The organism is Streptomyces sp. NPDC001889 (assembly GCF_053594535.1).
On the sequence record NZ_JBSFER010000001.1, the window covers coordinates 116,517 to 141,824 of the forward strand.

Annotated in this window: 28 protein-coding genes; 14 read left to right on the forward strand and 14 right to left on the reverse strand. The window is 73.7% G+C overall.

What is annotated here, in order from left to right:
• Nucleotide 1: 1 nt before the first annotated feature.
• The 6 genes from ACWCRA_RS00455 to ACWCRA_RS00480 all read right to left on the reverse strand — a co-directional run bounded on the left by ACWCRA_RS00455 (nucleotide 2) and on the right by ACWCRA_RS00480 (nucleotide 5,027).
• A complete protein-coding gene (locus ACWCRA_RS00455) occupies nucleotides 2–958 on the reverse strand; it encodes a hypothetical protein (RefSeq protein WP_451066420.1) in 957 nt (318 codons plus the stop codon).
• Between the two features lie 113 nt (nucleotides 959–1,071).
• The gene (locus ACWCRA_RS00460; RefSeq protein WP_451066421.1) at nucleotides 1,072–1,704 is read right to left on the reverse strand and encodes a nucleoside/nucleotide kinase family protein; all 633 of its coding nucleotides are present in this window, start codon (nucleotides 1,702–1,704) and stop codon (nucleotides 1,072–1,074) included.
• A 90-nt stretch (nucleotides 1,705–1,794) separates the two neighbouring features.
• Nucleotides 1,795–2,202, reverse strand: coding sequence for a peptide-methionine (R)-S-oxide reductase MsrB (msrB, locus tag ACWCRA_RS00465; RefSeq protein ID WP_351545743.1), 408 nt, complete (start codon nucleotides 2,200–2,202; stop codon nucleotides 1,795–1,797).
• Nucleotides 2,203–2,215: 13 nt separating this feature from the next.
• Nucleotides 2,216–3,613, reverse strand: a complete 1,398-nt coding sequence (gene murC, locus ACWCRA_RS00470; RefSeq protein WP_351545746.1) for a UDP-N-acetylmuramate--L-alanine ligase — start codon at nucleotides 3,611–3,613, stop codon at nucleotides 2,216–2,218.
• 66 nt (nucleotides 3,614–3,679) lie between these two features.
• The gene (locus ACWCRA_RS00475) at nucleotides 3,680–4,132 is read right to left on the reverse strand and encodes an indole-3-glycerol phosphate synthase (RefSeq protein ID WP_351545749.1); all 453 of its coding nucleotides are present in this window, start codon (nucleotides 4,130–4,132) and stop codon (nucleotides 3,680–3,682) included.
• A 121-nt stretch (nucleotides 4,133–4,253) separates the two neighbouring features.
• Nucleotides 4,254–5,027, reverse strand: coding sequence for a pyrimidine reductase family protein (locus tag ACWCRA_RS00480; protein WP_451066422.1), 774 nt, complete (start codon nucleotides 5,025–5,027; stop codon nucleotides 4,254–4,256).
• A 60-nt stretch (nucleotides 5,028–5,087) separates the two neighbouring features.
• On the opposite strand from ACWCRA_RS00480, the gene zapE reads away from it, so the two are divergent.
• Together zapE and ACWCRA_RS00490 are read left to right on the forward strand one after the other, a co-directional pair.
• Nucleotides 5,088–6,149, forward strand: a complete 1,062-nt coding sequence (gene zapE, locus ACWCRA_RS00485) for a cell division protein ZapE (protein ID WP_451066610.1) — start codon at nucleotides 5,088–5,090, stop codon at nucleotides 6,147–6,149.
• Nucleotides 6,150–6,204: 55 nt separating this feature from the next.
• Nucleotides 6,205–6,630: an OsmC family protein gene (locus ACWCRA_RS00490; protein WP_351545758.1), complete on the forward strand. Its 426-nt coding sequence runs from the start codon at nucleotides 6,205–6,207 to the stop codon at nucleotides 6,628–6,630.
• A gap of 103 nt (nucleotides 6,631–6,733) precedes the next feature.
• Here the strand turns inward: ACWCRA_RS00490 and ACWCRA_RS00495 are convergent, their stop codons facing one another.
• The gene (locus tag ACWCRA_RS00495; RefSeq protein WP_451066423.1) at nucleotides 6,734–8,161 is read right to left on the reverse strand and encodes an MFS transporter; all 1,428 of its coding nucleotides are present in this window, start codon (nucleotides 8,159–8,161) and stop codon (nucleotides 6,734–6,736) included.
• A 76-nt stretch (nucleotides 8,162–8,237) separates the two neighbouring features.
• The gene (locus ACWCRA_RS00500) at nucleotides 8,238–8,651 is read right to left on the reverse strand and encodes an organic hydroperoxide resistance protein (RefSeq protein ID WP_451066424.1); all 414 of its coding nucleotides are present in this window, start codon (nucleotides 8,649–8,651) and stop codon (nucleotides 8,238–8,240) included.
• A 119-nt stretch (nucleotides 8,652–8,770) separates the two neighbouring features.
• Here ACWCRA_RS00500 and ACWCRA_RS00505 point away from each other — a divergent pair, with 119 nt between their 5' ends.
• A complete protein-coding gene (locus ACWCRA_RS00505) occupies nucleotides 8,771–9,241 on the forward strand; it encodes a MarR family winged helix-turn-helix transcriptional regulator (RefSeq protein WP_451066425.1) in 471 nt (156 codons plus the stop codon).
• Nucleotides 9,242–9,367: 126 nt separating this feature from the next.
• Here the strand turns inward: ACWCRA_RS00505 and ACWCRA_RS00510 are convergent, their stop codons facing one another.
• A complete protein-coding gene (locus ACWCRA_RS00510; protein ID WP_351545766.1) occupies nucleotides 9,368–9,817 on the reverse strand; it encodes a cupin domain-containing protein in 450 nt (149 codons plus the stop codon).
• Between the two features lie 60 nt (nucleotides 9,818–9,877).
• Between ACWCRA_RS00510 and ACWCRA_RS00515 the strand changes: the two genes are divergently transcribed.
• Nucleotides 9,878–10,792 carry a polysaccharide deacetylase family protein gene (locus tag ACWCRA_RS00515; RefSeq protein WP_451066611.1) on the forward strand — a complete coding sequence of 305 codons (915 nt, stop codon included), beginning with the start codon at nucleotides 9,878–9,880 and terminating at the stop codon, nucleotides 10,790–10,792.
• Here ACWCRA_RS00515 and ACWCRA_RS00520 read toward each other — a convergent pair.
• Both ACWCRA_RS00520 and ACWCRA_RS00525 read right to left on the reverse strand, forming a co-directional pair.
• On the reverse strand, nucleotides 10,789–10,971 hold the full coding sequence (locus ACWCRA_RS00520) for a hypothetical protein (RefSeq protein ID WP_451066612.1): 183 nt from the start codon (nucleotides 10,969–10,971) through the stop codon (nucleotides 10,789–10,791). The two genes, ACWCRA_RS00515 and ACWCRA_RS00520, sit on opposite strands and share 4 nt — an antisense overlap.
• A gap of 107 nt (nucleotides 10,972–11,078) precedes the next feature.
• Entirely contained in the window at nucleotides 11,079–11,753 is a 675-nt protein-coding gene (locus ACWCRA_RS00525; protein ID WP_451066426.1) for an AIM24 family protein, read from the reverse strand.
• Nucleotides 11,754–11,976: 223 nt separating this feature from the next.
• Here ACWCRA_RS00525 and ACWCRA_RS00530 point away from each other — a divergent pair, with 223 nt between their 5' ends.
• The 6 genes from ACWCRA_RS00530 (at nucleotide 11,977) to ACWCRA_RS00555 (ending at nucleotide 17,079) form a co-directional block, all read left to right on the forward strand.
• Nucleotides 11,977–12,111: a hypothetical protein gene (locus ACWCRA_RS00530; RefSeq protein ID WP_351545775.1), complete on the forward strand. Its 135-nt coding sequence runs from the start codon at nucleotides 11,977–11,979 to the stop codon at nucleotides 12,109–12,111.
• Complete coding sequence (locus ACWCRA_RS00535; protein ID WP_451066427.1) at nucleotides 12,108–13,229, forward strand: methyltransferase domain-containing protein; 1,122 nt, start codon at nucleotides 12,108–12,110, stop codon at nucleotides 13,227–13,229. The genes ACWCRA_RS00530 and ACWCRA_RS00535 overlap by 4 nt, the downstream gene beginning before the upstream one ends.
• A 230-nt stretch (nucleotides 13,230–13,459) precedes the next feature.
• On the forward strand, nucleotides 13,460–13,789 hold the full coding sequence (locus ACWCRA_RS00540; protein WP_351545781.1) for a hypothetical protein: 330 nt from the start codon (nucleotides 13,460–13,462) through the stop codon (nucleotides 13,787–13,789).
• A 52-nt stretch (nucleotides 13,790–13,841) separates the two neighbouring features.
• Nucleotides 13,842–14,591: a peptidyl-tRNA hydrolase gene (locus ACWCRA_RS00545; protein ID WP_351545784.1), complete on the forward strand. Its 750-nt coding sequence runs from the start codon at nucleotides 13,842–13,844 to the stop codon at nucleotides 14,589–14,591.
• A 196-nt stretch (nucleotides 14,592–14,787) separates the two neighbouring features.
• Complete coding sequence (locus ACWCRA_RS00550) at nucleotides 14,788–16,086, forward strand: DUF692 domain-containing protein (RefSeq protein ID WP_351545787.1); 1,299 nt, start codon at nucleotides 14,788–14,790, stop codon at nucleotides 16,084–16,086.
• A 3-nt stretch (nucleotides 16,087–16,089) separates the two neighbouring features.
• Nucleotides 16,090–17,079 (forward strand): TIGR04222 domain-containing membrane protein, encoded by a 990-nt coding sequence (locus tag ACWCRA_RS00555; protein ID WP_351545790.1) that lies wholly within the window; start codon nucleotides 16,090–16,092, stop codon nucleotides 17,077–17,079.
• Nucleotides 17,080–17,320: 241 nt separating this feature from the next.
• Here ACWCRA_RS00555 and ACWCRA_RS00560 read toward each other — a convergent pair whose 3' ends face one another.
• Nucleotides 17,321–17,806, reverse strand: coding sequence for a carboxymuconolactone decarboxylase family protein (locus ACWCRA_RS00560; protein WP_451066428.1), 486 nt, complete (start codon nucleotides 17,804–17,806; stop codon nucleotides 17,321–17,323).
• A 194-nt stretch (nucleotides 17,807–18,000) separates the two neighbouring features.
• Between ACWCRA_RS00560 and ACWCRA_RS00565 the strand changes: the two genes are divergently transcribed.
• Together ACWCRA_RS00565 and ACWCRA_RS00570 are read left to right on the forward strand one after the other, a co-directional pair.
• Nucleotides 18,001–18,921 (forward strand): RNA polymerase sigma-70 factor, encoded by a 921-nt coding sequence (locus ACWCRA_RS00565; protein ID WP_351545796.1) that lies wholly within the window; start codon nucleotides 18,001–18,003, stop codon nucleotides 18,919–18,921.
• Between the two features lie 337 nt (nucleotides 18,922–19,258).
• Entirely contained in the window at nucleotides 19,259–20,857 is a 1,599-nt protein-coding gene (locus ACWCRA_RS00570; protein ID WP_351545797.1) for an alpha/beta hydrolase, read from the forward strand.
• A gap of 65 nt (nucleotides 20,858–20,922) precedes the next feature.
• On the opposite strand, the gene hemQ is transcribed toward ACWCRA_RS00570, so the two are convergent.
• Together hemQ and hemG are read right to left on the reverse strand one after the other, a co-directional pair.
• Nucleotides 20,923–21,636, reverse strand: coding sequence for a hydrogen peroxide-dependent heme synthase (gene hemQ, locus ACWCRA_RS00575; protein ID WP_351545800.1), 714 nt, complete (start codon nucleotides 21,634–21,636; stop codon nucleotides 20,923–20,925).
• Between the two features lie 4 nt (nucleotides 21,637–21,640).
• Nucleotides 21,641–23,107, reverse strand: a complete 1,467-nt coding sequence (hemG, locus tag ACWCRA_RS00580; RefSeq protein ID WP_351545802.1) for a protoporphyrinogen oxidase — start codon at nucleotides 23,105–23,107, stop codon at nucleotides 21,641–21,643.
• Between the two features lie 127 nt (nucleotides 23,108–23,234).
• Here hemG and ACWCRA_RS00585 point away from each other — a divergent pair, with 127 nt between their 5' ends.
• Together ACWCRA_RS00585 and ACWCRA_RS00590 are read left to right on the forward strand one after the other, a co-directional pair.
• Complete coding sequence (locus ACWCRA_RS00585) at nucleotides 23,235–24,611, forward strand: FAD-dependent oxidoreductase (protein ID WP_451066429.1); 1,377 nt, start codon at nucleotides 23,235–23,237, stop codon at nucleotides 24,609–24,611.
• Nucleotides 24,612–24,998: 387 nt separating this feature from the next.
• Entirely contained in the window at nucleotides 24,999–25,154 is a 156-nt protein-coding gene (locus ACWCRA_RS00590) for a hypothetical protein (protein ID WP_351545808.1), read from the forward strand.
• The last annotated feature ends 154 nt before the right edge of the window (nucleotides 25,155–25,308 follow it).

Sequence of the window (25,308 nt, forward strand, 5' to 3'; positions counted from 1 at the left end):
GTCAGTCCCGGCCGCCGCCGCCGAGCAGGCGCTCCAGCAGTTCCTGGAACTCCTCGCCGACCACGATCCGCAGCCCGTCCCCGTCCTCGTCGCGGTCGCTGAGCTGGGTGAGGGTGCCCTCGCGCCACCAGTAGACATAAGGGGTGATGGCGCCGGGGGTGTCGACGAACCCGGAGGCCGCGAAGCCGGCCATGGCGTTGAGGGCGGGGATCACCCCGGCGTCCCGGATGACATGGAAGGCGAGCTGGTGCCGGAAGGGCATCGCCACCAGGGCGCCGTCCGCGGTGAGCTGCTCGCCGGTGGTCTCCCGTACCGCGTGCTCCAGGGTCAGCACCCGGCTCGCGGTGTAGAAGGAGTCGCCGAGGAGCACCTCGAAGCGCATGCCGGCGTCGCCCTTGACGGTCTCGTGGCCCTCGATGGGCAGACCGCGCAGGTTGTAGAGGGCCTGCTGGCGCAGATAGTGGAGGTCGCCGAGGGGTTCGAGCGCGTCGTCGGTGAGCATCATGACGCTCTCGGGGAGGTCGAGCGCGAGGATCTCGTACAGTCCGGACGCGGGCGAGCGGGCGTAGTCGAAGTTCTCGGGGTCGAAGCCGTCGGCGCCGAGGACCCGGGGGAAGAGCTGGGAGCGGATCTGCTCGGTGGAGAGAGTGTCGAGCGCGGAGGGCGCGTCCATGGTCCGGAGCACCATCCCGACATGGCGGCGGACCAGATCCGGCCAGGCGCGCGGGCCCCGGTCGTCGTTGTGGAGGACGGCGGCGAGGTTGGCGAGGCCGAACTGGCGGCCGGCGTTGTCGGAGACCACATCGGGGTGGATCGAGACCTCCAGGCCCTGCTCGGCGAAGGCCTCGCGGACCAGGGCGCGGAACCGGGCGCCCTCGTCGGCCGAGAAGTAGCCGAATTCGGGGTCGCGGGGTCTGTCACGCCCGTCGCGCTTCGGCCTCCGCCGGAACAACCCCACGTCATCCGCCTCTCGTCCGCCCCCGGAGCCCGGCTCCCGTCAGGCCCTTCCCGCCTCGGTCCGCGCTTGTGAGGGTACCCACCCATGGTCGTTCCACCCGGCGCGGGGGAGGTTTACGACAGGGGTACGACGAGGTCGGCGCGGTGCTTGCCCAGGGCCACCAGACGGGCGTTGGGCTCGTCGGAGGCGCGCACCCACCCCTCCGCGTATGCCCGTTCCTTCCCGAATCGCACATGGCGGTCGATGAGCCGGTCCACCCGGGTGGCGGGGTCGAGTTCCAGAAACCAGGCCTCGTCGAGCAGGGGCCGGACCCGGGCCCAGGGGCCCTCGTCGTGGAGGAGGTAGTTCCCCTCGGTGATCACCAGCGGGATCTCCGGAGGGACGGCGATGCTGCCCGCGACGGGCTCCTCCAGGGCGCGGTCGAAGGCCGGGGCCCAGACCGTGACACCGGGGACGGGAGCGCGCAGCCGGGTGAGCAGGGCGCGGTAGCCGTCGGGGTCGAAGGTGTCGGGGGCGCCCTTGCGCCCGGCCCGGCCGAGCCGCTCCAGGGTCGCGCCGGCGAGGTGGAAGCCGTCCATGGGGACCAGGACGGCCCGCCCGCCGAGCGCCGCGCAGAGCTGTTCGGCGAGGGTCGACTTGCCCGCTCCGGGGGCTCCGGCGATGCCCAGGACACGGCGCAGGCCCGGGGCGGCGAGGGCCTCGGCGCGCTCCAGGAGGTCGGGCGGGGGCGTCCGCATGCGGTGCATCGGGACATTCTCGCAGGCGGGGGCCGGGGGCGCGGGCCCGCCGCCCCGCCCGGCACCCCCGCCCGCGCGGGCGTCAGCTCTCGCCGGGCGTCAGCTCTCGTCGGGCGTCAGCCGGAGCGAAATGGAGTTGATGCAGTACCGCTGGTCCGTCGGGGTCGGATACCCCTCACCCTCGAACACATGTCCGAGATGTGATCCGCAGCGGGAGCACCTGACCTCCGTGCGCGTCATTCCGTGCGAGCGGTCCTCGATCAGCTCGACCGCGTCGGTGTCCTTCGGGTCGTAGAAGGACGGCCAGCCGCAGTGCGAGGAGAACTTGGTGTCCGAGCGGAACAGCTCGGCCCCGCACGCCCGGCAGGAGTAGACGCCCTCCGTCGTGGTGTCCGTGTACTCGCCCCGGAAGGCGGGCTCGGTCCCGGCCCGGCGGAGTACCTGGTACTCCTCCGGGCTCAGCTCCGCGCGCCACTGCTCGTCCGGCTTCTCGATGTCGTACGCCATGAAAACCGCTTCCTCAGCTCGACAGGCGGGCCAGGATCTCCGGACCGAGGTCCGTCACATCGCCCGCGCCCATGGTGAGAACGAGATCACCGGGCTTCGCCATTCCCGCGACCGCGCCGGCGACCTCCGCCATGGTGCCCACGGCGGTGACGTCGGCGCCCGCCGCGCGGGCCGCGTCGATGATCAGCTCGCTGGTGACGCCGGGGATCGGGTCCTCGCGCGCCGGATAGATGTCCAGCACCAGGGAGGCATCGGCCAGGGCGAGGGCCCGGCCCATCTCGGTGCCCAGCTCCCGGGTGCGGGAGAAGAGGTGCGGCTGGAAGACGACCAGCAGCCGGGCTTCGGCCGCCGCCCCGCGCATGGCCTCCAGGTCGGCGGCCATCTCGGTGGGGTGGTGGGCGTAGGAGTCGATGACCTGGACGCCCGCCGCCTCGCCCTTGAGCTGGAGCCGGCGCTTGACCCCGGTGTAGGTGCCGAGCGCGGAGGCCAGATTGTGCGCCGGGATGCCGAGGGCGACGCCGGCGGCCAGCGCGGCGACCGCGTTGTGCGCGTAGTGCCGGCCGGGGACCGAGACCGTGAAGGTCAGCGGCCTGCCGTCGAGCACCACGGTGACCTCGCTGGTCAGCCCGCGAGGGGTGATCCGGTGGATACGGACGTCGGCGGCCCCGGACTCGCCGTAGGTGACGGTCCTCAGCTCGGGCCGCCGCTCGCGCACCCGCCCGGTCAGCTCGGCCGCGCCCGCCTGGTCGGCGGCGATCACCAGGGTGCCGCCGGGGACGATCCGGTCGGCGAAGATCTCGAAGGACTCGTGGATCTCGTCCATCGAGGCGTAGTTCGCGTGGTGGTCCAGCTCCACGTTGAGGACGATCGCGACCTCGGGGGCGTACTTCTGGAAGGAGCGGTCGCTCTCGTCCGCCTCGGCGACGAAGATGTCGCCGTCGCCGTGCCGGGCGTTGGTGCCGGGGCCCTCCAGATCGCCGCCGATGGCGTAGGAGGGGTCGAGACCGAGAGCGGTCAGTGCCACCGCCAGCATGGAGGTGGTGGTGGTCTTGCCGTGGGTGCCCGCGACCGCGATCGAGCGCAGCCCGGTCATCAGGGAGGCCAGCGCGTCGGAGCGGTGGACCACGGGCACGGCCAGCTCGGCCGCCCGCACCAGCTCGGGGTTGTCCGCGCGGATCGCGCTGGAGACCACGACGGCGCTGGCGTCGTCGGCCAGGTGCCCGGCCGCGTGGCCGATGTGGACGGTGGCGCCCAGCTCGCGCAGGGCGTCCGCCGTCGGCGACTCCTTGGCGTCGCTGCCGGCGACCGCCGCGCCGCGCCGGGCGAGGATCTTGGCGATACCGGACATCCCGGCGCCGCCGATGCCGATGAAGTGCGGGCGTTCCATGGCGGTGGGGATGGCGGATGCCATGCGTGTGTCTCCCGGGGTGTACGACGATCGGTGCCGCCCGCCGGCCGACGGGCGAGCGGGTCCAGCCTATTCGCTGTGCGCGAAGAGTTTGAGCACCGGTACGCCGACCTTGTGCCGGGCGCGGGAGGCCCAGTCCCGGTGGAAGAACTCCTCCACGTAGTGAGGCGCGGTCAGCACGATCACCTCGTCGGCGCCCTTCTCCTCGACGACGCCCTTCAGCCGGTCGAGCGGATGGCTCTCCACGACCCGGCCCTCGGCCCGGCAGCCGGCCGCGCGCAGGGCGGCGAGGGAGTGCGCGAGACCGCGTTCCGCGGGGGCCTTGGCCTCGCCGCCCTCGGGCTCCTCGCCCTCGTGGACGGCTTCCCTCAGCTCGCCGAGCGCCACGTCGTCGATGGCCCGCAGCAGGACATCGGCCTGGTCCCCGCGCGGTTGCAGCAGCACGACGAAGGAGACGGTCTCGTCCCCGTGCAGCGAGGTGACGAAGTCCACGTCCTCGGGCGTCAGGGGCTTTTCGATCATCAGTACGCTTGTGAACACGTCGGGACCCTTCTGCGGAAACCATCCTTCCCCGTGGCCGCACGGGGTCTGAGATTAAGTGTGCCCAGCCGGAGCTAACCGGAACGACAAATTCCGCTGATTGTCAGATGCGACGGTAGCGAGTGAAGAGGAACCCCGCTTCCTCCAGCACGGAGGCGAGCGCGAACCGCTCGGGGACGGCCGCCGCCGGACCGCCCGCGATGCGCTGGGCCCCGCCGGCGGTCATCGCCGGGGAGAGGGTCAGACAGAGTTCGTCCAGCGTTCCCGAGGCCACGAACTGCCCCAGCAGCCTCGGCCCGCCCTCGGTGAGCAGCCGGCGCAGCCCGAGTCCGGCGAGGGCCGCCACGGCCCGGGACGGGTCCACTCCGGCGCCGTCCCCGGCGACCACCACCCGCGCGCCGGCCCGCTCGGCGGCGCGGACCCGGTCCGGCGGCGCCGCCGCGCCCGTCAGCACCAGGGTGGGCACCAGCGGCTCGGTGAAGAGCGGCAGCGAGAAGTCGAGCGCGAGCGAGGCGCTGACCACGGCGATCGCCGGCGCCCGGCCCTGGCGGGCGGCCCTGCGGCGCCCGGCGAAGGCCGCCCGCTCCCGCGCCGGGCGGTACCCCTCCAGGCGTACCGTTTCCGCACCCACCACGACCGCGTCCGCCAGCGCCCGCAGCGTGCCGAAGATCCGCATGTCGGCGTCGCCGGAGAGCTGCTGCGAGCGGCCGTCGTGCTGGGCCGCGCCGTCCAGGGAGGAGACCATGTTCGCCCGCAGCCACCCCTGGGCCCCCGAGGGGATCTCCGGGTAGGCGTAGGCATCGGCCAGCTCGTCGAGGGACCATGCGCGGTCGTCGGCGGCGGGTGTCTGGTCGGTCACAGGGAGCAGGCGTCGCATGGGGGCAGTCTGGCACGCCCCTTACAGTGGGGAATTGTGTCGACCCCCGCTGTCAGTGCCCTGTCCGAAGGCGTGCCGTTCTCGCTGTGCGCCCGCGAGCCCCATGTCCCCGCCGACCGGCTGGTCGCGGAGATGGTGCCGCCGCCCCGCTTCGACTCGGTGCGCTTCGACACCTATGTCCCCGACCCCGAGCAGCCGAGCCAGAGCGCCGCGGTCACCGCGCTCGGCGCCTTCGCGGCCGGCCTCGGCGCGGCGGTCCCGGCGGGCGGCGGCACGGGGCTGCGCCGCTGGTTCGGCCGGAGGCCCGCCGGACCGACCGGCCCCCGGGGCGTCTATCTCGACGGCGGCTACGGCGTCGGCAAGACGCATCTGCTCGCCTCGCTCTGGCACGCCACCCCCGCCGATCCCTCCCTCAAGGCCTTCGGCACCTTCGTCGAACTGACCCATCTGGTCGGCGCGCTGGGCTTCCAGCAGACGGTGCGGACGCTGAGCGGCCACCGGCTGCTCTGCATCGACGAGTTCGAGCTGGACGACCCCGGGGACACCGTCCTCGTCTCGTCCCTGCTGCGGAAGCTGGTCGAGGCGGGGGTGGCGCTGGCCGCCACCTCCAACACCCTGCCCGGCAAGCTCGGCGAGGGCCGGTTCGCCGCCGCCGACTTCCTCCGGGAGATCCAGGGGCTCTCCGCGCACTTCGCACCGCTGCGGATCGACGGCGAGGACTACCGGCACCGGGGGCTGCCGAAGGCCCCTCCCCCGTACTCGGAGGAGACGGTCACCAAGACCGCGTACGCCACCGACGGGGCCAGTCTGGACGTCTTCCCCGCACTCCTCGACCATCTGGCGAAGGTGCACCCCAGCAGGTACGGCGCGCTCACCGACGGCGTACGGGTGGTCTGTCTCACCGAGGTGGGGCCGGTTCCCGACCAGTCCACCGCCCTGCGGCTGGTCGTCCTCGCCGACCGCCTGTACGACCGCGAGGTGCCGGTGCTCGCCTCCGGCCTCCCCTTCGACCGCCTCTTCGGCGAGGAGATGCTCAACGGCGGCTACCGGAAGAAGTACTTCCGGGCCATCTCCCGTCTCACCGCCCTGGCCCGTGACGCACAGGGCCTCACGGGGCAGTAGGTTCGGGTCCGTAACCAGCTTTCCGTCTGAAGTTCCGTCTGAAGGGATTCACACCATGGCCACCACGCGCACGGCACACACGGTCTGGGAGGGCGAACTGCTCAAGGGGTCGGGCACCGTCACCTTCGACTCCTCCGGCATCGGTTCGCAGCCGGTCTCCTGGCCGTCCCGCGCCGAGCAGGCCAATGGCAAGACCAGCCCGGAGGAGCTGATCGCGGCGGCCCACTCCAGCTGCTTCTCGATGGCGCTCTCGCACGGTCTGACGGGCGCGGGCAACCCGCCGGCCCGCCTGGAGACCAAGGCCGATGTCACCTTCCAGCCGGGTGAGGGCATCACCGGTATCCACCTCTCCGTGCGCGGCGAGGTGCCCGGCCTGGACGCCGAGGCGTTCGCCGAGGCCGCCGAGAACGCCAAGAAGAACTGCCCGGTGAGCCAGGCGCTGACGGGTACGACGATCACCCTCACGGCCGAACTGGTCTGAGGCGGCGGCTCCGCGGGGCGGACGGGGTCCGTCCCGCGGAGCCGGCTCCGGCCGGGCGTCTGCCGCGCCCCGGCCCGCCACCGTCCGCTCGCGCGGCGGGAGTTCAGCCCTCGGCGCGGGTACGGGCCGCGAGCAGAGCGGCCAGGGCGCACGGCACGAGCAGCAGCCCGAAGGCGGCGGCGTAGCCGGCGGCCTCGGTGCGGCCGTCGCCCGGGAAGGCGTTCAGCACGGCGGACGCGAGGCCCAGGACCATGATCTGGCCCAGGTTCTGGCTGGTCTGCATGGCACCGCTGGCACAGCCCTGGCGGTCGGGCGGGCTGTGGGTGAGCGAGAGCACCGTCAGGGCCGGGGCGATCAGCCCCATGCCGACGGCCGCGACGACCATCGCGGAGGCCGCGACGGGGACCGGCGTCCCGGGCAGGGTCCCGACGGCGGCCACGGCGACCGCCACCACCATCACCAGCGCACCGGCCACGACCAGATGGTGGCGCGGAGCGCGTTCCAGCAGATGGCCCTGGACCCAGGAGGAGGCGGCCCAGGCCACGGCCGCCCCGGTGAAGGCGAGACCGATCACCGGCAGGGGCGCGTCCCGCTCGGTGACCAGCATCAGCGGGACGAGGGCCTCCAGGGTGAAGAACACCCCGGAGCCGAGGCCGCGCAGCAGCACCGTGGCCGGCAGTCCGCGCAGGGCGCGCCAGGTGCCCGGGGGCAGCAGCCGGGGCGCGAAGACCACGAGCAGGGCGAGCCCGCCGGCCGCGAAGAGCAGATGGCGCGCGTCCCACTCCGACACGCCGTACTGGCCGAGCGCCGCGCCCAGGCTGACGGCGGTCGCGGCGAGCAGGGCGGGCCCCTTGCCGGCCGACCCGGACTCCCCGCCGGACACGGGTTGCCAGGAGCGGGCCCGCAGCATGGCGACCACCACCAGCGCGGGCACCAGGGTGAGGGCGGCGAGGCCGAGGAAGACGGCGCGCCAGGACCACCACTGGGCCACCACTCCGGCCAGTGGTGGTCCGATCAGCGAGGGAACGATCCAGCAGGTGCTCATGAGGGCCAGCACCCTCGGCCGGAGATGACCGGGGTACGCCTGGCCGATGGCGGCGTTGACCGCCACCGCGACCATCCCCGCGGCCAGTCCGTCCAGGAAGCGTCCGGCGGCCAGTTGCCAGATGGAGGTGCTGGCACCCGACACCACCAGGGTGATCACGGCCAGCGCCATCCCGGCCGCCAGCGGACGGTGCGCCCCGGAGCGGTCCGCCCAGTGTCCGCCCAGCACTCCGCCGAGCAGGCTCGCGGCCACGAAGGAGCCCGCCACCAGCGGGAAGAGCGAGACCCCGTCCAGTTCGCGGGCGGCGGTCGGCAGGGTGGGGATGACGGCCAGCGCGGCGAATCCGGTCAGGAACATCACCGCCGCGAAGACGGTGGTGGTGGCCGCGTGGGGACCGGAGAAGAGCTTCTCGGCGGGGGCGGTGCGGGTCGTGGGGGTGGATATCGCGGGCGGGGCACCCGATGAGCTGTGCGGATCATCAGTCACGAGCGCGCAGGCTACGCGGGGCGGCGAACGCGCCGCCACCCGTTTTGCCCGCCGGCCGTGCCCCCGGGGGCCGCCGCTACTCGATGACCAGCTCGACCGGGATGTTGCCCCGGGTGGCCTTGGAGTACGGGCAGGTGGCGTGGGTCTTCTCCAGCAGCTCCCGGCCCGCTTCGCCCTCCAGGTGGCCGGGGAGCTCGACCCGCATCACGACCGAGAGGCCGAAACCGCCATCGGTGTCCTTGCCGATGCTCACCTCGGCGGTGACGGAGACATCCTTGACGTCGATCTTCTCCTGACGGCCGATCACCCCCATCGCGCTGGCGAAACAGGCGGCGTAGCCGGCGGCGAAGAGCTGCTCGGGGTTGGTGCCCTGGCCGTTGCCGCCGAGGGCCTGGGGGAAGGCGAGGGGGAGATCGAGGGTGCCGTCGGAGCTGACGGCGCGGCCCTCGCGTCCGTTGGCGGTGGCGGCGGCGGTGTAGAGCGCGTCCATGACTACCTCTTCGTCCTCGGGGGTCGGTCGTTCCTGAGTCGTTCCGGACTCCACTAGAGCACACAATTGAGTTGTGCACAACTGAATCGCCCGCACGAGGTGGTGGGTATGCTGGGGGCATGGCCGAGAACTCGCTCAGCGGTGCGCCGGAGGAGGATTTCCTGCGGCTGGACCAGCAGATCTGCTTTGCGCTGCACGCGGCGTCCCGGGCGCTCAACGGGGTCTACCGGAGCGCGCTGAAGGAGCTGGGGCTGACCTATCCGCAGTATCTGGTGATGCTGGTGCTCTGGGAGCACGGGGAGCTGCCGGTGAAGCGGATCGGGGAGCATCTGCGGCTGGACTCGGGGACGCTGTCGCCGCTGCTGAAGCGGCTGGAGGCGGCGGGGTATGTGGAGCGGAGGCGCGGCACGGAGGACGAGCGGTCGGTGACGGCGCGGGTGACGGAGGCGGGGGGTGCCCTGCGGGGGCGGGCGCGCGGGGTTCCTCGGCGGATCGCGGAGGCGACGGGGCTTCCGCCGGACCGCATCCGCGCGCTCCACGAGGAACTGGCCACCCTGACGGCCACCCTCGACGCGACCCACCTGAGGTAACCGGGCTCAGCCCGCCCGGCGATTGAGAACGGCCCCCGGGCCACAGGCAACCCGCACAACCCGGCCCACCCTGCCCCAGAGGCCGACCCCCGCACCCGCAGGCAACCCGCACCAGGCGCGCCACGGTCAAGAAGAGAAACCCTCCGCGGGGGCGTCGCGGATCGTCAGGCCCGGGCGGCGGCGGTGGGCCGTGACATAGACCAGCCCCCCGGGCCCCGCCTCCACCCCCCGCCGCGCCCCGCGCGGCAGCCACGCCACAGCCCCCGCCTCCAACCGCTGCCGCCCCGCCGCCGTCTCCAGCTCCCCGTCCCCGTCCACCACACACAGCAGCACATCGAGATCGGGCTCGACATGCTCCGCCACCCGCTCCCCCGCGGGCACCCGGACGATGTTCGCGTCGAGCTGGCGCGCGCTCGCGTCGAGCCGCCACAGCGCACCGCCGGCACCCTCCGGCACCCCCCGCACCTCCGCCATGCCCGCGAGAACCCCCACTGTCGCGCACCCCTCCATGCCATTCCTCCCGAGCACCTCAGCGACCTGTCCGATCACCACATCCTCGCAGACCCCGATCACCATCCCGACACAACCTCATATGTCCCTTTAAATAATCGAATGATCGTATATTTTCGGCCCGTGATGATCTCTGTGCGAAGACTTACCGTGACGGCCGCCCTGGGTGCGGTACTTGTCGGCTGCGGCGGCCAGGACGCCGACGACGAGCCCGCCCCCGGCCCCGCCGGCACCAGCGCGAGCGCCAAGGCGGCGGCCCCGGGCCCCGCCGCCGCCAAGAAACCCGCCGTGACCCCGGTCTTCAAGCGGGCCGAGATCCCCGAGGAGGAGGACACCGAGGAAGAGGAGGAGGAGTCCGAGGACGAAGAGGAGGAGGAGCCGGAGAAGACCGTCGCCCTCACCTTCGACGCCGATATGACCGCCGATCAGGGACGGCGCGCCCTCCGCGGCGAGCGCTTCGACAACCCCACCCTCATCGACACCCTCCGGAAGCTGAAGGTCCCCTCCACGATCTTCATGACCGGCCGCTGGGCGGAGGAGTACCCCGACCAGGCCAGGGAGATCGGCGCCGATCCGCTCTTCGAGATCGCCAACCACTCCTACAGCCACTACGGCTTCACCCCGAAGTGCCACGGGCTGCCGCAGGTCGCGCCGAACCGGATGCTGGCCGATGTGCAGCGGGGCTTCGCCGCGATCCGCAAAACCGGCGCGCGGCAGGTCGTGCCGTACTTCCGCTTCCCCGGCGGCTGCTACAACGACGCCGCGCTGCGGGCCATCGCCCCGGCCGGGGTGACCGCCGTCCAGTGGGACGTGGTCGGCGGGGACGCCTTCACGGGCAACACCGACGCGGTCGTGGAGCAGGTGCTCGAAGGCGTGGAGCCGGGGTCCGTGGTGGTGCTGCACTGCACCCGCAGCGCGGCACCCGTCACCGAGGAGGCGATCCGCCAGATCGTGCCGGCGCTGCGCGACGAGGGCTACCGGATGGTGAAGGTCTCCGACCTGATGAAGAAGAGCCCGGCGAAGACCCCGGGGAAGAGCTAACCGGAACAGGCCGTGCGCTGGCCCTCCTGCCACTCGCAGACCGGGCAGAGGGTGGCGTCCTTCACCGACTCGGGGTACTCGGTCGGCTCACGGCAGAGCACGCACTCGGCGAAGGGCGGCCCCCCGGCCGCCCTCTCCCGCGCACCGGGGCCCGGCGCCGCGCGGTACGTCCCGTCCACGGGAACGCCCCTGCCGCCGGGCCCCTGACCGGGCCGGGCCGGCAGCGCCCGGGCCGCCTCCGCCGAGGCCGTCGCGGCGGCCGATCCCTCGCGATCTCCGTCCACCCTCAGTTCGACGCCTTCTGCGGGACCAGCTCGCTGGGCCGGACGATGACGAAGCCCTCGCCCGACAGCACGAGCTGCACCGCCTCGCCGGAGCCGCCGCGCACCATCGAGCCGAAGGACTGCGAGCGGTTCAGCGAGGTCTCCAGGTGGGCGCTCCAGCCGACGACGGCGTCGGTGTCGACGCACACCGGCTGGTGGGCGGTGACCGGAATGACGATGGGATTGCCCTCGCAGATCACGGCGAGCTTGCCGTAGCCGCTGAAGACGCTGTTGAAGAGTCCGCCGCCGGCCGCGCCCACGCCCTTCACGGTCTTTATCTCGTAGGAGAGGGTGGAGTCGAAACAGAGCACGTTGCGGCCGTTGACGGTCAGCGCGTCACCGTGCTCGATGTCGATGATGAAGCAGTTGGCGGCCTCGTGCGCGAACCACGCCTCGCCCTGCCCGCGCACGGTCATCAGCGGCAGGCCCTCCCCGGTGACGGCGCGCTTGAGCATGCCGCCGATGCCCTGGCTCTTCCGCTCGAACTGGAGATTGCCCCGGAAGGCGATCATCGATCCCTGCCGCGCCTGCATCTCACCGTTGACGGCGTACTTGACCGACTTGGCGTTCTGCAGGGTCATCCCAGGGGCGGTGGCCTGCTGAGCCATGTTCTCCGAGGCAAAGAGATCGCTTTTCATGCATCGCATCCTCACCCGGAGGGAGCGATTCCGCCAACAATTTCCGTTCCGTGGCGTCGATCGTGCCGCCCGGCCGTGCGCCTGGACACACCCCCCGTGTGCACCAACGCGCCGTACCCGAACGGCCGAACGGCGCGCGGAACCCCGGACTCGCGGGGATAACGTCCACGGAACCGGTTCCGGCGGGAAGACGCAGACGACGGGGAGAGCGGGGAGGCCGACGGTGAGCGGACACGGAGACGGCAAGGGCGGCAAGGAGGGCGACAAGAAGCAGTCGCCCCGGGAGTCCGACGGCCAGTGGAAGAAGCCGGTGCCCCCGCCGCCCACCCCGCCCGCGACGGAATCGACCTCTGGGTGACCTCGCCCCGTGACCTGCTGGCCGTCCTCCGGGAGACGGGCGCGCTGCCCGCCGGGTCCCCCTGGGAGAGCGCGGTCGCCGGGGTCCGCCGGGAGCTGTTCCTGCCGGACACCGTGGAGACCGACGGCCGTCTGATCTCCCGCGCGGCGCAGCCGGAGTCCTGGCTGGCATGTGTGTACGCGGACCTTCCGCTGACCACCCAGTTCAACGACGGCTCGGGGCAGGACGACGGCTACCGGCTCCCCACCTCGTCGAGTTCGATGCCCTCGGTGATGCTCCAGATGCTCGGCCTCCTGCGGGTGGAGGACGGACACCGGGTGCTGGAGGCCGGCACGGGCACCGGGTACAACGCGGCGTGGCTCGCCCACCGGATCGGCTCGCACCGGGTGACCTCGGTGGACATCGACCCCGTCCTGGCGGACCGGGCCACCGCGAACACGGCCGCCGCCGGGTACACACCGCGGATCGTGTGCGCGGACGCGGACCTCGGCTGGCCCCCCGGCGCGCCGTACGACCGGCTCATCGCCACCTACACCGTCCCGGCCATCCCTCCCGCGTGGATCGAGCAGACGGAGGGCGGCCGGATCGTCGCCCCCTGGGGCGGCAGCTTCTTCCCGCACAGCTTCGCCGCCCTGGAGGTCGCCGGCGGCGTCGGGCGCGGCCGGTTCAGCGGTTTCCCGGCCTTTATGCGCACCCGCAACCACCGGCCGCACCGCGGCTACCTCGACGAGTTCGTCCGGCCCTCGGACAGCACGGCCACCACCCGGACCGCGGTGAACCCCTGGGACCTCGCGGCCGACAGCGACGCCCTGTTCTGCGTCGGCCTCCGTCTCCCGACCGTCTGGCACCTGCTGGACCGGACGGACGAGGCCAGCGGAGCGGCCACGCTGTGGATGCTGGCCGACGACCGCGACTCCTGGGCGTCCGTGACCTACCGGCCGGGCCGGGGAACCCACACCGTGGAGCAGCACGGCCCGCGGCGGCTGTGGGACGAGGCGGAGAGCGCCTACGAGGAGTGGCGGAGCCTCGGCCGCCCGGCCCGGGACCGCATGGGGCTGACGGTGACGGCGGAGGGCGAGCGGGTGTGGCTGGACACCGAGGACCACCTCCTGACCTGACCCGGCGGACGACCCGGCGGACCCGGACCGCCCGGACGACCGCCCGGACGACCGCCCGGACGACTGCCCGGCGGACCCGGCGGACCCCGTGGACCCTGCGGGATCAGGCGGACCCGGCGGGATCAGGCGCCCCGCACGCGTTCGCTGTATGGACCATCCCGATGCGCCCTTCTACTCTCTGGGCCGCGACCCGCGACGGGTGAAGCCTCCGCATCGACGACAGGAACCCCATGCGCATCAGGAAACCCCTGGCCTACACGGCCATGACCCTCGCACTGACGGCCACGACCGCGGTGGTCTCCGCCCCCGTGGCCACCGCCGCGCCCATCTGTTCCGTGAGCGACCTGGGTCCGAGACCGGAGGGCGCCCGCGCCTGGTGCTACTACGGGGACATCGGCCAGAGATTCCGGGGGGTCGTGACCTGCCGCTCCCTGGAGACCGGAGCGGACTACCAGGTCAGGGGCCGCTGGTCCTGGACCATCAACGGCGAGTCCAGCTCCGACGCGTACTGCGCGTGGGACGACCGCAGAATGGGCAAGGGGTACGAGCTGTCCCCCTGACCGGCCCCGGGGAGCACGGCGGCCACGGCCGGCGGGCTGGCAGACTGGCGGTGTGAGCAGCGATGTCCCCACCTCCGAGCACTCCGGCCCGCCCTCCGGGCACTCCGCGCGGCCCTCAGGGCCCTCGGGCGAACCCGATCGCGATCCGGCCCCCCAGTTCGTCCTCCCCCTGGTCGTACGGATCGAGAAGGCAGCGCCCCCGGCGCGCACCGACGCGCTGGAGACGGCCGCCCGTGCCGTGCTCACCGTCCTCGCCGACGAGCGCTCCCAGGGCGAGGGCGCGTGGGCACAGGCCGTCCGGGAGTGGCAGGACGCCCGTATCCGCAAGGTGGTGCGCCGGGCGCGCGGCGCGGAGTGGCGCAAGGCGTCGGCGCTGCCGGGGATCACGGTGACCGGCGATCGCGCGGAGGTGCGGGTCTTCCCGCCCGTACCGCTCGACGGCTGGCCCAAGGAGCTGGCCAGGCTCCAGGTCTCCGGCACGGAGCTGGACGACCCCGGAACCCCCGGGGCGCCCGCGCCCGGCACGCCGGTGCTGTGGCTGAGCCCGGAGCTGGAGATGTCGGCGGGCAAGGCGATGGCCCAGGCCGGCCACGGTGCCCAGCTGGCCTGGTGGGAGCTGTCGGACGCGGACCGGAAGACCTGGGCCGGGTCCGGCTTCCCCCTCGCGGTCCGCACGGCCCCGGCCGCGCGATGGGCGGAACTCACCACCCGTGGGCTGCCGGTCGTCAGGGACGCGGGCTTCACCGAGATCGCCCCCGGCAGCTGCACGGTCGTCGCCGACCACCCGGCGCTGCGCCGCTGAGACCCCGTCTCGTGCGCACCGGCGGCACCGGCAACGGCCGCCCCGGGCCCGCACCCGGCCGCCGCTCCGAACGGCCCTGTCCGGAGGGAACCTCAAATCCTCCTCTGAACGTCCCTCCTCATGGATTCATTACCGCCTGACGGGGCCATGACCCTGGCATGCCCGTCCCAGGGGGCAGCGGGCGGAGGAGGGGGACATGGAACTCGGCACAGGAATCGGGTGGCGGCCGGAGATCGCGGAGACGGTGGAGGCGCTGCCGGGCGTCGACTGGGTGGAGGTCGTGGCGGAGAACGTCTGCCCCGGGCATCTGCCCGAGTCACTGACCCGGCTGCGCTCGCGCGGCACCCGCGTCGTGCCGCACGGCGTCTCGCTGGGGCTCGGCGGCGCGGACCGGCCGTCCGAGCGGAAGCTGCGGGATCTGGCGGAACGGGCGCGGGCGCTGGACGCGCCGCTGGTCACCGAGCACATCGCCTTTGTCCGCGCCGGGGGCGCGCTGACCGCGTCGCCGCGGCTGGAGGCCGGTCATCTGCTGCCGGTGCCGCGCACCCGGGACGCGCTCGGGGTGCTCTGCGAGAACGTCCGCATCGCGCAGGACTCCCTCCCGGTGCCGCTGGCCCTGGAGAACATCGCCGCGCTGATCTCCTGGCCGGACGAGGAGCTGACGGAGGGGCAGTTCCTCGCGGAGCTGGTGGAGCGCACCGGCGTGGGGCTGCTGATCGATGTGGCCAACCTCCACACCAACCGGGTGAACCGGGGCGAGGACCCGTCGCGGGCCCTCGACGAGCTGCCCCTGGAGGCCGTCGCGTACGTCCATGTCGCGGGCGGGATCGAGCGTGACGGCGTCTGGCACGACACCCACGCCCACCCGGTCACCGAGCCGGTCCTCGACATCCTGCGGGATCTGCGCTCCCGGCTCCGGCCACCCGGGGTGCTGCTGGAGCGGGACGAGGACTTTCCGTCCGCCGACGAGCTGGCCGGGGAGCTGGAGACGATCCGCAAGACAGTGCGGGACGGAGCGGGCCGGGCCATGCCGCCGCGTACCGCCCCGGTCCGTCCCGCGGCGGACACCGCGCCCGCCGGGGCCGATTCCGCCCGCGAGCGGCTCGGGATCTCCCAGGCGGCGCTGCTCTCGTCGCTGGTCGCCGGGACGCCCGCGCCCGAGGGCTTCGACCTCCGGCGGCTGGGGGTGCAGAGCCGGGCCCTCGCCGCCAAGCGCGCCTCGGTGGTCGCGCGGGTGGCGCCCGAGCTGCCGGAGATCCTCGGCGACGGCTACCGGGCCGCCTTCCTCGCGTACGCCCGGTCCAGGCCGATGCGTTCCGGCTACCGCAGGGACGCCCTCGACTTCGCCGAGCACCTCCTCATCGCCGGGCAGCCCGCCGATGAGCGGGCCCGGCGCCGGCTGACCCGGTGGTGGGAGTACCGGGTCGCCCCACACCCGCCGCGGCGGGGCAGCCGGATCGTGCGGGCCGCCCGCGCCGCCCTCGTACGGAGGTAATCGATGGGCCCAGCGGTCGTCTATGTGTATCTCGTGATGGGGATCTGCTCCACAGCCCTGCTGGCCGGGCTGCTGGCCACCCGGCTCGGCCGGCCCGGTGTGCCCCCGGGCCGGAGGGTCGAGGACGTGTACGAGGCCGCCTTCCTCGGCGGCGGTCCCGGCCGGGTGGTCGATGTGGCGCTCACCGCCCTGCACCAGGACGGGCGGCTGCTGATCGGCGGTCCCGGGATCGTCTCCGAGCGGCGGCCGGTCGCCGGGGACGCGGTGGAGCGGGCGGTGCTCGACGCGCTGGCGGTGGCGCCCAACGGCTCCCTGGAGCGGCTGCGGCAGACGGTGATGCGCGACCCCGTGGTGCAGGCGATCGGCGACCGGCTGGCCGCCGACGGGCTGATGACGGCGCCGACCCCGGGCCGGCGGACGCTGTCCGGCTGTGGGCGGGCCCTCGGCCTGGTGACCGCGTGGAGCATTCCCGCGGCCGTGGCGCTGAACGTCGTGGCCTTCGTGCGGGAGTGGGAGCGGCCGGAGGTGCCGTTCGCCGTGCTGGTGCTGCCCGCCCTGGTCCTCGGCCAGGTCGCCGGCTTCACGGTCGCCTCCCGCGCGCGGGCCCGGATCACCCCCGCCGGGAAGGAGGCGCTCGCCGCGCACGGCGCGAAGCACCTCGCGACGGAGGCGCCGCCCCGGCTGGTGGCGATCAAGGGCGCGCGCGGGGTGCCGGACCCGGCGCTCAGGACGGTGCTGGTGGCCGCCGCCCTCGCCCCGGTGGTGTTCGTCGCGGCGGCCGGCGGGGCGTCGGGCGCCGTCGCCGCGCCGTGGTGCGGCTCGGGGGCGGGCGCGGGGTGCGGAAGCACCAGCGGCGACAGCGAGACCGCCGGGGACAGCGGCGGCGACGACAGCGGGGGCGGCTCGGACGGCGGGAGCGGGGACGGCGGTTCGGGCGGGGACGGCGGCGGTGGCAGTGGCTGCGGCGGATGCGGTGGCTGCGGCTGCGGCTGACCGCTCCGCAGCGGGACCGGCCCGGAGCGGGACCGGGCCGGAGCGGGACCGGCCCGGAGCGGGACGCGGGCCGGAGCGGGACCGGCCCGGAGCGGGACCGGCCCGGAGCGGGACCGGCCCGGAGCGGGACCGGCCCGGAGCGGGACCGGCCCGGAGCGGGACGCGGGCCGGAGCGGCCGGTGCGGCGATCCGGGCCGGGCCGCGCGCCGCCGTCGCCACCGCCGCCCGCCGGCGCGGCCGTTCAGCCCACGAGTTCCGCGAGCTGCCCGGGCCGGTGGGACCCGCCCGCGCTGTTCAGGGTCACGGCGATCCGGTTGGTGGCGTTGATCATGGCGATCAGCGCGACCAGCGCCACGATCTGGTCGTCGTCGTAGTGCTCGCGCACCCCGGCCCAGGTCCCGTCGGACACGCCCGGGGAGGCGTCGGCGATCCTGGTGCCCTCCTCGGCGAGGGCCAGCGCGGCCCGCTCGGCCTCCGTGAACACGGTCGCGTGGCGCCAGGCGGCGACCAGGGCGAGCCGCACCGGCGTCTCGCCGGCCGCCGCCGCCTCCGCCGCGTGCATGTCGAGACAGTGGCCGCAGCCGTTGATCTGGCTGACGCGCAGCAGCACCAGCTCCCGGGTCACCCCGGACAGTCCCGCTTCCTCGATGGTCCGGTGGATGCCGAAGATCCCCTTGCCGATCCTCGCGCCGATGTCGTGGGCGAACAGGTCCATACGGGGTTCCATGATGTCGTCCTCACAGATGGGCCGGTGGGCCGCGCGGATGGTGCGCGGCACCCTGACGACCACGGGACGCCGGCCCGCCGGGCCCTGTGACGGCCCGGCGGTGTGACACAGACCACCGGCCGCGGCTGTCACAGGGCGGCGGGGAGCGGCGTCCCGTGCGTGAGACGGCCGGGAGCGGAGAGTGGGAGCGGGCCATGAGCGAGCACAGTGAACGGACGGCGGCCGGGCCGGGCGGCGGCGACGGGCGGCCGGACCCGGCGACCGAGGCGTTCGTCGCCCACCGCAGTCTGCTCTTCACCGTCGCCTACGAGATGCTCGGCTCCGCCGCCGACGCCGAGGACGTCCTCCAGGAAACCTGGCTGCGCTGGGCGGGCGTCGATCTCGGCACGGTGCGGCATCCCCGTGCCTTCCTGGTCCGGATGACCACCCGTCAGGCGCTGACGCGGCTGCGCACGCTCCGCCGGCGGCGGGAGACCTATGTCGGCCCGTGGCTGCCCGAACCGCTGTTGACCGCGCCCGACGTGGCCGAGGACGCCGAGCTGGCGGAGAGCGTCTCGATGGCGATGCTGCTGGTGCTGGAAACGCTCGCGCCGACCGAGCGGGCGGTGTTCGTGCTGCGCGAGGTGTTCGCCCTGGAGTACGACGAGATCGCGGAGGCCGTCGGCAAGAGCCCGGCGGCGGTCCGTCAGATCGCGCACCGGGCACGGGCGCATGTCGCGGCGCGCAGGCCGCGCGGGGCAATCTCCCCGGCCGAGAACCGGGATGTGCTCGCGGCGTTCCAGCGGGCGGTCGAGACGGGCGACCTCCAGCGGCTGCTCGATCTGATCGCGCCGGATGTCGTGCTGCTCAGCGACGGCGGAGGGGTGGTACGGGCCGCGCTGGTGCCCGTCGTGGGCGCCGAGCGGGTGGCCCGGGTGCTGGGGAAGGCCGGGGCCAGGGTGTCGCTCAGGCCCGCCCAGGTCAACGGCCACCCGGCGCTGATCCTGCTGCTGGACGGAGAGGTCGACTCCGTCCTGGCGGTGCGCGTCGACCACGGTCTGATCACCGGGCTCTACGCGGTGCGCAACCCCGAGAAGCTGTCCCGCGTCGGCCGCGAGACAGCGGTGAGCCGCTGAGCCCGGAGAACACCGGGGCCCGTCCGCCGGGCCCGTGTCGCGGCCGGGGGGCAGTCCCTCCCCCGCGGGTCCGGCGGCTCCGCTGCTCCGGAGCACGGTGCGCGCGGGCCCTCCCCACGGCCCGCCCCCGCCCCCGCTCCCCTCACCCGAACACGGACACGGACACGGACAGCCGGACCGGGCGGGCGCGCACCGGCGGGCGCCGGGGCGCGACCGCACCAGGGGGGCGCATCGGGGGCATTGGCCGCGACACCGCCCGGCGGTGCTTTACACGGCCCCGGGCACCGCGAAAGATCCCCTGACTGCCATGGGCACGAGGGCACCAGAGGGGACCGGGATGAGAGCACGCGCGAAGTACGGGGTGGCGGCGGGGATCGCGGTCCTTCTCACCGGAACACTGGTCACCCCGGTGCGCGGTGCCGCCGCCACCGACGCCGAGTCCCTGGGCACGGTGCTCGCCGCCCGCCGCGCCGCCGCCACGGGCATCGCCTTCCGCGCCTGCCCCGAGGCGGAGGGCCTCCCCTCGTCCGTGAGCTGCGGCACCGTCTCGGTGCCGCTCGACTACGCGGAGCCCGCGGGGAAGCGGATCTCCCTGACCGTGAGCCGGGTGGCGGCGACCGGCGGCGCGGACCGGCGCCAGGGCGCGCTGGTCTACAACCCGGGCGGCCCCGGCGCGTCGAGCATGTGGTTCCCCCTGGCGGGCGGGCTCCCCGAGTGGAAGCGGATCGCCCGCGCCTACGACCTGGTGGGGTACTCCCCGCGCGGCGTCGGCCGTTCGGCTCCGCTCTCCTGCCGGGACCCCGAGGAGGTCCTCAAGGCCCCCACCGACTCCCCGTTCCACCCCTCGGAGGCGTACAAGAGGGAACGGATCGCCGAGGCGCGCGCCTATGCGGCGGGCTGCGCCGACAGGACCGGACCGGCGCTGCGGCACTACACCTCGCTCAACAACGCGCGCGATCTGGAGGTGCTGCGGGCGGCGCTCGGCGAGCCCCGGCTGACCTTCATGGGGGCCTCGTACGGCACCTACTTCGGCGCGCTGTACGCGACGCTCTTCCCGTCCCATGTGCGGCGGATGGTCTTCGACTCGGTGGTGGACCCGGCCCGCGAGAAGATCTGGTACCGCAGCAATCTCGAACAGTCCCTGGCGTTCGAGAGCCGCTGGGCCGACTTCCGCGCCTGGGTGGCCCGGCACGACGCGACCTACGGCCTCGGAGCCACTCCGGAGGCGGTGGCGGAGAGCTACGAGCGGGCGCGCGCCCGGCTGGCGGTGGAGCCGGCGGGCGGCAAGGTCGGTCCGGGGCAGCTCCAGGCGGCGTTCCTCGGAGCCGGTTACTACGACGACTACTGGGTGGAGCGGGCCACCGCGCTCTCGGAGTATCTGCGGGGCAACGCGAAGCCGCTGATCGCCCAGGCCGCTCCCCGGCCGGGGAGCGCGAGGGCCGCCGAGAACTCCAGCGCCGTCTACACGGCCATCGAGTGCAATGACGCGCCCTGGCCGACCGCGTGGGAGGTGTGGGACCGCGACAACACCGCGCTGGCCCGCAGGGCGCCCTTCGAGACCTGGGACAACGTCTGGACGAATCTGCCCTGTGCCTACTGGTCCGCGCCCCGGCAGCGTCCGCTGGAGGTGCGCACCAAGCGGGGCGCGCTGCCGCCGGTGCTGATCCTGGCGGCCGAGCGGGACGCGGCGACCCCGTACGCGGGGGCGAAGGAGCTGGCGCGGCGGCTGAAGGGGGCGGTGCTGATCACCGAGGAGGACGCCGGGACGCACGGCATCGGCGGCGGCGCCAACAGCTGTGTGAACGCGCATCTGGAGAACTATCTGCTGCGCGGGAGGACGCCGGTGCGGCGCGCTGCGTGCGCGCCGCACCCGGAGCCGGACCCGGTGTCGCTGGACCGGCGGGCGGCAGCTCCGAAGCTGCCGCACACCGTCTGATCTTCCGGGTCTGAGAGGCCGGGTCCGCTGGGTGCGCACCGGCCTGCGTTCTGCGGTGGTCCGGCTCAGGCGAGCTGGGCCACCAGGTCCGCGACCGACTTGCGGCGGCCCGTGTAGAACGGGACCTCCTCGCGGACGTGCATCCGGGCCTCGGAGGCACGCAGATGACGCATCAGGTCGACGATACGGTGCAGTTCGTCGGCCTCAAAGGCGAGAATCCACTCGTAGTCGCCGAGCGAGAACGACGCGACGGTGTTGGCGCGTACGTCCGGGTAGCCGCGGGCCATCTTGCCGTGGTCGGCGAGCATCCTCCGGCGGTCCTCGTCGGGCAGCAGATACCAGTCGTAGGAGCGTACGAAGGGGTAGACGCTGACGTAGTCGCGGGCGTTCTCGTCGGCGAGGAACGCCGGGATGTGCGACTTGTTGAACTCGGCGGGGCGGTGCAGCGCCATGTTCGACCAGACCGGCTCCAGCGCCCGGCCGAGGCGGGTGCGGCGGAAGAGGCTGTACGCCGACTGGAGCTCGTCCGCGGTCTCGGCGTGCCACCAGATCATGACATCGGCGTCCGCGCGCAGCCCGGAGAGATCGTAGGTACCGCGGATCTTGACATCCGCGGCGGCGAGCCGGTCGAACAGCTCCTGGACCTCCTCCGCGTAACCGGAACGGTCCTCGGGCAGCACATCGCGCAGCTTGAAGACGGACCACAGCGTGTACCGGATGACCTCGTTGAGGTCCTTGGCCTTCTTGCCTGCGTTCGGGATCTTTTCGGGCGCACTCATACGGCTATTGTCCCGCGCGCTGATCAGTGCCCTGCGCCAGGGTCGGCGTGGCGAGAATCTCGTCCGCGGCGCGCTGCCCGTCGGCGACGCAGGCGGGGATGCCGACACCGTCGTACACGGCCCCGCAGACCCGCAGTCCGGGGAGTTTCGCGATCTCCTCGCGGATGGCGGCGACCCGGGCGAGATGGCCGACGGGGTACTGCGGCAGCCCGTCGATCCAGCGGGTGACCCGGGTGGCGACGGGCCGGGCGGAGATTCCGGCGGCGGTCTCCAGATCGCGCAGCGAGGCGGCGGCCAGCTCGCTGTCGTCGCGGTGCAGCTGCTCCTCCTCGCCGTAGCGGCCGATGGAGGTGCGCAGCACGACGAGGTCGGGGGCGGCGTCGGCGACCCACTGCCACTTCTGGCTGGAGAAGGTGGCGGCCTTGATGGTGCGGCCGTCGGACGGCGGCACCAGAAAGCCGCTGCCGGCGGGGAGCGGGGCCAGGTCCCGGCGGGCGAAGGCGAGAGTGACCAGGGCCATGGAGGCGTACTCGACCCGGCCGAGTGCCGTCGCGGCGGCGGGGGCCTCGGCGGCGAGGAGGTCGGCGGTGGCCCAGGCGGGGGTGGCGATGACGACGGCGTCGGCGGTGATCAGCCTGCGGTCGGTGCGGATCTGCCAGCCGCGCGCGGTCCTGCCGATGCCGAGGACCGGGGTGCCGGTGCGGATCTCGCCGCCCAGCGCGCGCACCGCGTCGGCGACCGCGCCCGGCAGGGTGCCGACGCCGCCTTCGACACCGAGGAAGACGGGCCCGCCGGCCTGGGCGCGGCGGGCGCTCTCCTGGACCTCGCGGACCGCGTCGAGCAGCGAGGGGTGGCGCCGGGCCGCCTCGAAGAGCTGGGGTACGGCGGCGCGCATGGAGATGCGGTGGGCGTCCCCCGCGTACACCCCGCCGAGGAGCGGTTCGACCAGCCGGTCGACGACCTCGGGGCCGAGACGGGCGGCGACATGGGCGCCGATGGCGACATCGTCGCCGAGGTCGGCGGGGGGCAGCTCGGGCTCCCGGGCGATCCTGGCGATGCCCTCGGGGGAGAGCAGCCCGGCGAGCGCCCCGGCGGTGCCGGGGACGCCCATGACATGCCCCTTGGGCATGGGGCGCAGCGCGTCCCGGGTCCAGATGGAGGCGGTGGCGGTGGCGGGTGCCGTGAGCCGGTCGCCGAGCCCGGTGGCGCGGGCGAGGGCGATGGCCTCGGGGCGGCGCGCGAGCAGCGACTCGGCGCCCAGGTCGACGGGGGCGCCGGCGATCTCCCCCGGGGCGAGCTTGCCGCCGAGGCGCTCGGTGGACTCCAGGAGGGTCACCCGGGCCCCGGCGGTCGCGAGCCGGTGGGCTGCGGCGAGGCCGGAGATCCCGCCGCCGATGACGACGGCGTGGGCGGGAGCGCCGGTGCCCGGGGCGGTACCGGCCGCGATGTCCGTATGCGGGAGGGGCTGCATGTCCCCACTCTCTCAAACGCCGCTCCGGGGCCCGACCGTGACCTCTTCGCGGCCGCCGGCCGGAAACCGTTCCCGGCGGCGGGCCCCGGCCGGGTGCGAGGGGCCGCACGCCCGTAGCGTGTGCGGCATGACAGCTGAACGACTGGTCGTCGTCGGGGGCGACGCGGCGGGGATGTCCGCCGCGTCGCAGGCCCGCAGGCTCAAGGGTCCGGACGAGCTGGAGATCGTCGCGTTCGAGCGCGGCCACTTCAGTTCGTACTCGGCGTGCGGCATCCCGTACTGGGTGGGTGGTCAGGTCCGGGGGCGCGACGAGCTGATCGCGCGCACCCCCGCCGAGCACCGGGAGCGGGACATCGAGCTGCGCACGCGCACCGAGGTCACCGAGGTGGACGTGGCCGGCGGGCGGGTGCGCTCCCGCGATCTGGAGAGCGGCGCAGAGAGCTGGACCGGCTACGACAAGCTGGTGCTGGCGACCGGTGCCCGCCCGGTCCGCCCGGAGCTGCCGGGGATCGACGCCCCGGGGGTGCACGGCGTCCAGACGCTGGACGACGGGCAGGCGCTGCTGGACACCCTCGCCGCCACCGGGGGCCGCAGGGCGGTGGTGGTGGGCGCCGGCTACATCGGTGTGGAGATGGCGGAGGCGCTGCTGCACCGGGGTTTCGAGGTGACGGTCCTCAACCGGGGCGAGCAGCCGATGGCGACCCTCGACCCGGACATGGGCCGGCTGGTCCACGAGGCGATGGACGGTCTCGGCATCACCACCGTCAACGGCGCGGCGGTGACCGGGGTCCGCACCGGCTCCGACGGCCGGGTGCGCGCGGTGGCGACCGAGGACGCGGAGTACCCGGCGGATGTGGTGGTCCTCGGGATGGGGGTACGGCCGGAGACGGGGCTCGCCCGGGCCGCCGGGCTGCCGCTGGGGGTGTACGGCGGTCTGCTGACCGATCTGGCGCTGCGGGTGCGGGGCCAGGAGAACATCTGGGCGGGCGGGGACTGTGTGGAGGTGCTCGACCTGGTCTCGGGCCGGGAGCGCCATGTGCCGCTGGGCACGCACGCCAACAAGCACGGCCAGATCATCGGCGCCAACGCGGGCGGCGGCTACGCGACCTTCCCGGGCGTCGTGGGCACGGCGGTGAGCAAGGTGTGCGATCTGGAGATCGCCCGCACCGGGCTGCGGGAGAAGGACGCGACGGAGGTGGGGCTGCGGTACGTCACCGCCGCCATCGAGTCGACGAGCCGGGCGGGCTACTACCCGGACGCCGGCTCCATGACGGTGAAGATGCTCGCGGAGCGGCGCACGGGCCGGCTGCTGGGGGTGCAGATCGTGGGCGGGGAGGGCGCGGCGAAGCGGGTGGACATCGCGGCGGTGGCGCTGACCGCCGGGATGACGGTGGAGCAGATGACGATGCTGGACCTCGGCTACGCGCCCCCGTTCTCACCGGTGTGGGACCCGGTCCTGGTGGCGGCCCGCAAGGCGGTGACAGCGGTACGGTCAACAACCTGACCCCCCGCCCCGAGCCACCCCGTCCGGCGCTTGAGGACGAACCCCGCGCCCCAGGACCCCGCACCCCGCGGACAGCACCAACACCAGCCCGTCCGGCGCTTGAGGACGGACCCCGCGCCCCGGGACCCCGCACCCCGCGGGGCCCTGGGACCCCGGGACCCGCACCCCGCACCCCGCACCCCGCACCCCGCACCCCGCACCCCGCACCCAAGAATCCCCGGCAAAGCCGGAAATCCCACCCCGCCCGACATTCTCATGAGCACTCTCTCATTCGCTCTCATTCGTCTCTCACCAGCACATCCATTGACAGGGACAAGCGAATACTCCTAACTTCCAGTGAACGGAAAACGCGGACCCCACCGCAGACCGGATCACCGGAGGTCGGATATGGAACAGCTCATCAAGAAGATGGCCCAGGACGACATCTGGCGGGCCTGGAACTCCGCCAATTCATCGGAAGGCGCCACCAAGTCCGGCTGTATCAGCGCAACGGCCAAGGCCGGCTGCATCAGCGCCGCGCCGAAGGCCGGCTGCATTTCCTGAACGGGCACCGGACGGACACTGAACGGTCGCGTCACCGGTCACCGACCGGCCGATGACCGGAGAACGAGGGCCGGGCGAATGGTTCCGGCGGTCGCCCGGCCCGCCCGTTCTCACCCTCCGTACGGCCCCCTGGCACGGCCCCGCCGCCGCACCG

Bases quoted from the DNA above. Each gene is read 5' to 3' on its own strand.
- ACWCRA_RS00460 (WP_451066421.1), bottom strand. From the start codon at position 1,704: ATGCACCGCATGCGGACGCCCCCGCCCGACCTCCTGGAGCGCGCCGAG.
- msrB (WP_351545743.1), bottom strand. From the start codon at position 2,202: ATGGCGTACGACATCGAGAAGCCGGACGAGCAGTGGCGCGCGGAGCTG.
- murC (WP_351545746.1), bottom strand. From the start codon at position 3,613: ATGGCATCCGCCATCCCCACCGCCATGGAACGCCCGCACTTCATCGGC.
- ACWCRA_RS00475 (WP_351545749.1), bottom strand. From the start codon at position 4,132: ATGATCGAAAAGCCCCTGACGCCCGAGGACGTGGACTTCGTCACCTCG.
- ACWCRA_RS00480 (WP_451066422.1), bottom strand. From the start codon at position 5,027: ATGCGACGCCTGCTCCCTGTGACCGACCAGACACCCGCCGCCGACGAC.
- ACWCRA_RS00490 (WP_351545758.1), top strand. From the start codon at position 6,205: ATGGCCACCACGCGCACGGCACACACGGTCTGGGAGGGCGAACTGCTC.
- ACWCRA_RS00500 (WP_451066424.1), bottom strand. From the start codon at position 8,651: ATGGACGCGCTCTACACCGCCGCCGCCACCGCCAACGGACGCGAGGGC.
- ACWCRA_RS00505 (WP_451066425.1), top strand. From the start codon at position 8,771: ATGGCCGAGAACTCGCTCAGCGGTGCGCCGGAGGAGGATTTCCTGCGG.
- ACWCRA_RS00510 (WP_351545766.1), bottom strand. From the start codon at position 9,817: ATGGTGATCGGGGTCTGCGAGGATGTGGTGATCGGACAGGTCGCTGAG.
- ACWCRA_RS00515 (WP_451066611.1), top strand. From the start codon at position 9,878: ATGATCTCTGTGCGAAGACTTACCGTGACGGCCGCCCTGGGTGCGGTA.
- ACWCRA_RS00525 (WP_451066426.1), bottom strand. From the start codon at position 11,753: ATGAAAAGCGATCTCTTTGCCTCGGAGAACATGGCTCAGCAGGCCACC.
- ACWCRA_RS00540 (WP_351545781.1), top strand. From the start codon at position 13,460: ATGCGCATCAGGAAACCCCTGGCCTACACGGCCATGACCCTCGCACTG.
- ACWCRA_RS00550 (WP_351545787.1), top strand. From the start codon at position 14,788: ATGGAACTCGGCACAGGAATCGGGTGGCGGCCGGAGATCGCGGAGACG.
- ACWCRA_RS00555 (WP_351545790.1), top strand. From the start codon at position 16,090: ATGGGCCCAGCGGTCGTCTATGTGTATCTCGTGATGGGGATCTGCTCC.
- ACWCRA_RS00560 (WP_451066428.1), bottom strand. From the start codon at position 17,806: ATGGAACCCCGTATGGACCTGTTCGCCCACGACATCGGCGCGAGGATC.
- ACWCRA_RS00565 (WP_351545796.1), top strand. From the start codon at position 18,001: ATGAGCGAGCACAGTGAACGGACGGCGGCCGGGCCGGGCGGCGGCGAC.
- ACWCRA_RS00570 (WP_351545797.1), top strand. From the start codon at position 19,259: ATGAGAGCACGCGCGAAGTACGGGGTGGCGGCGGGGATCGCGGTCCTT.
- hemQ (WP_351545800.1), bottom strand. From the start codon at position 21,636: ATGAGTGCGCCCGAAAAGATCCCGAACGCAGGCAAGAAGGCCAAGGAC.
- hemG (WP_351545802.1), bottom strand. From the start codon at position 23,107: ATGCAGCCCCTCCCGCATACGGACATCGCGGCCGGTACCGCCCCGGGC.
- ACWCRA_RS00585 (WP_451066429.1), top strand. From the start codon at position 23,235: ATGACAGCTGAACGACTGGTCGTCGTCGGGGGCGACGCGGCGGGGATG.
- ACWCRA_RS00590 (WP_351545808.1), top strand. From the start codon at position 24,999: ATGGAACAGCTCATCAAGAAGATGGCCCAGGACGACATCTGGCGGGCC.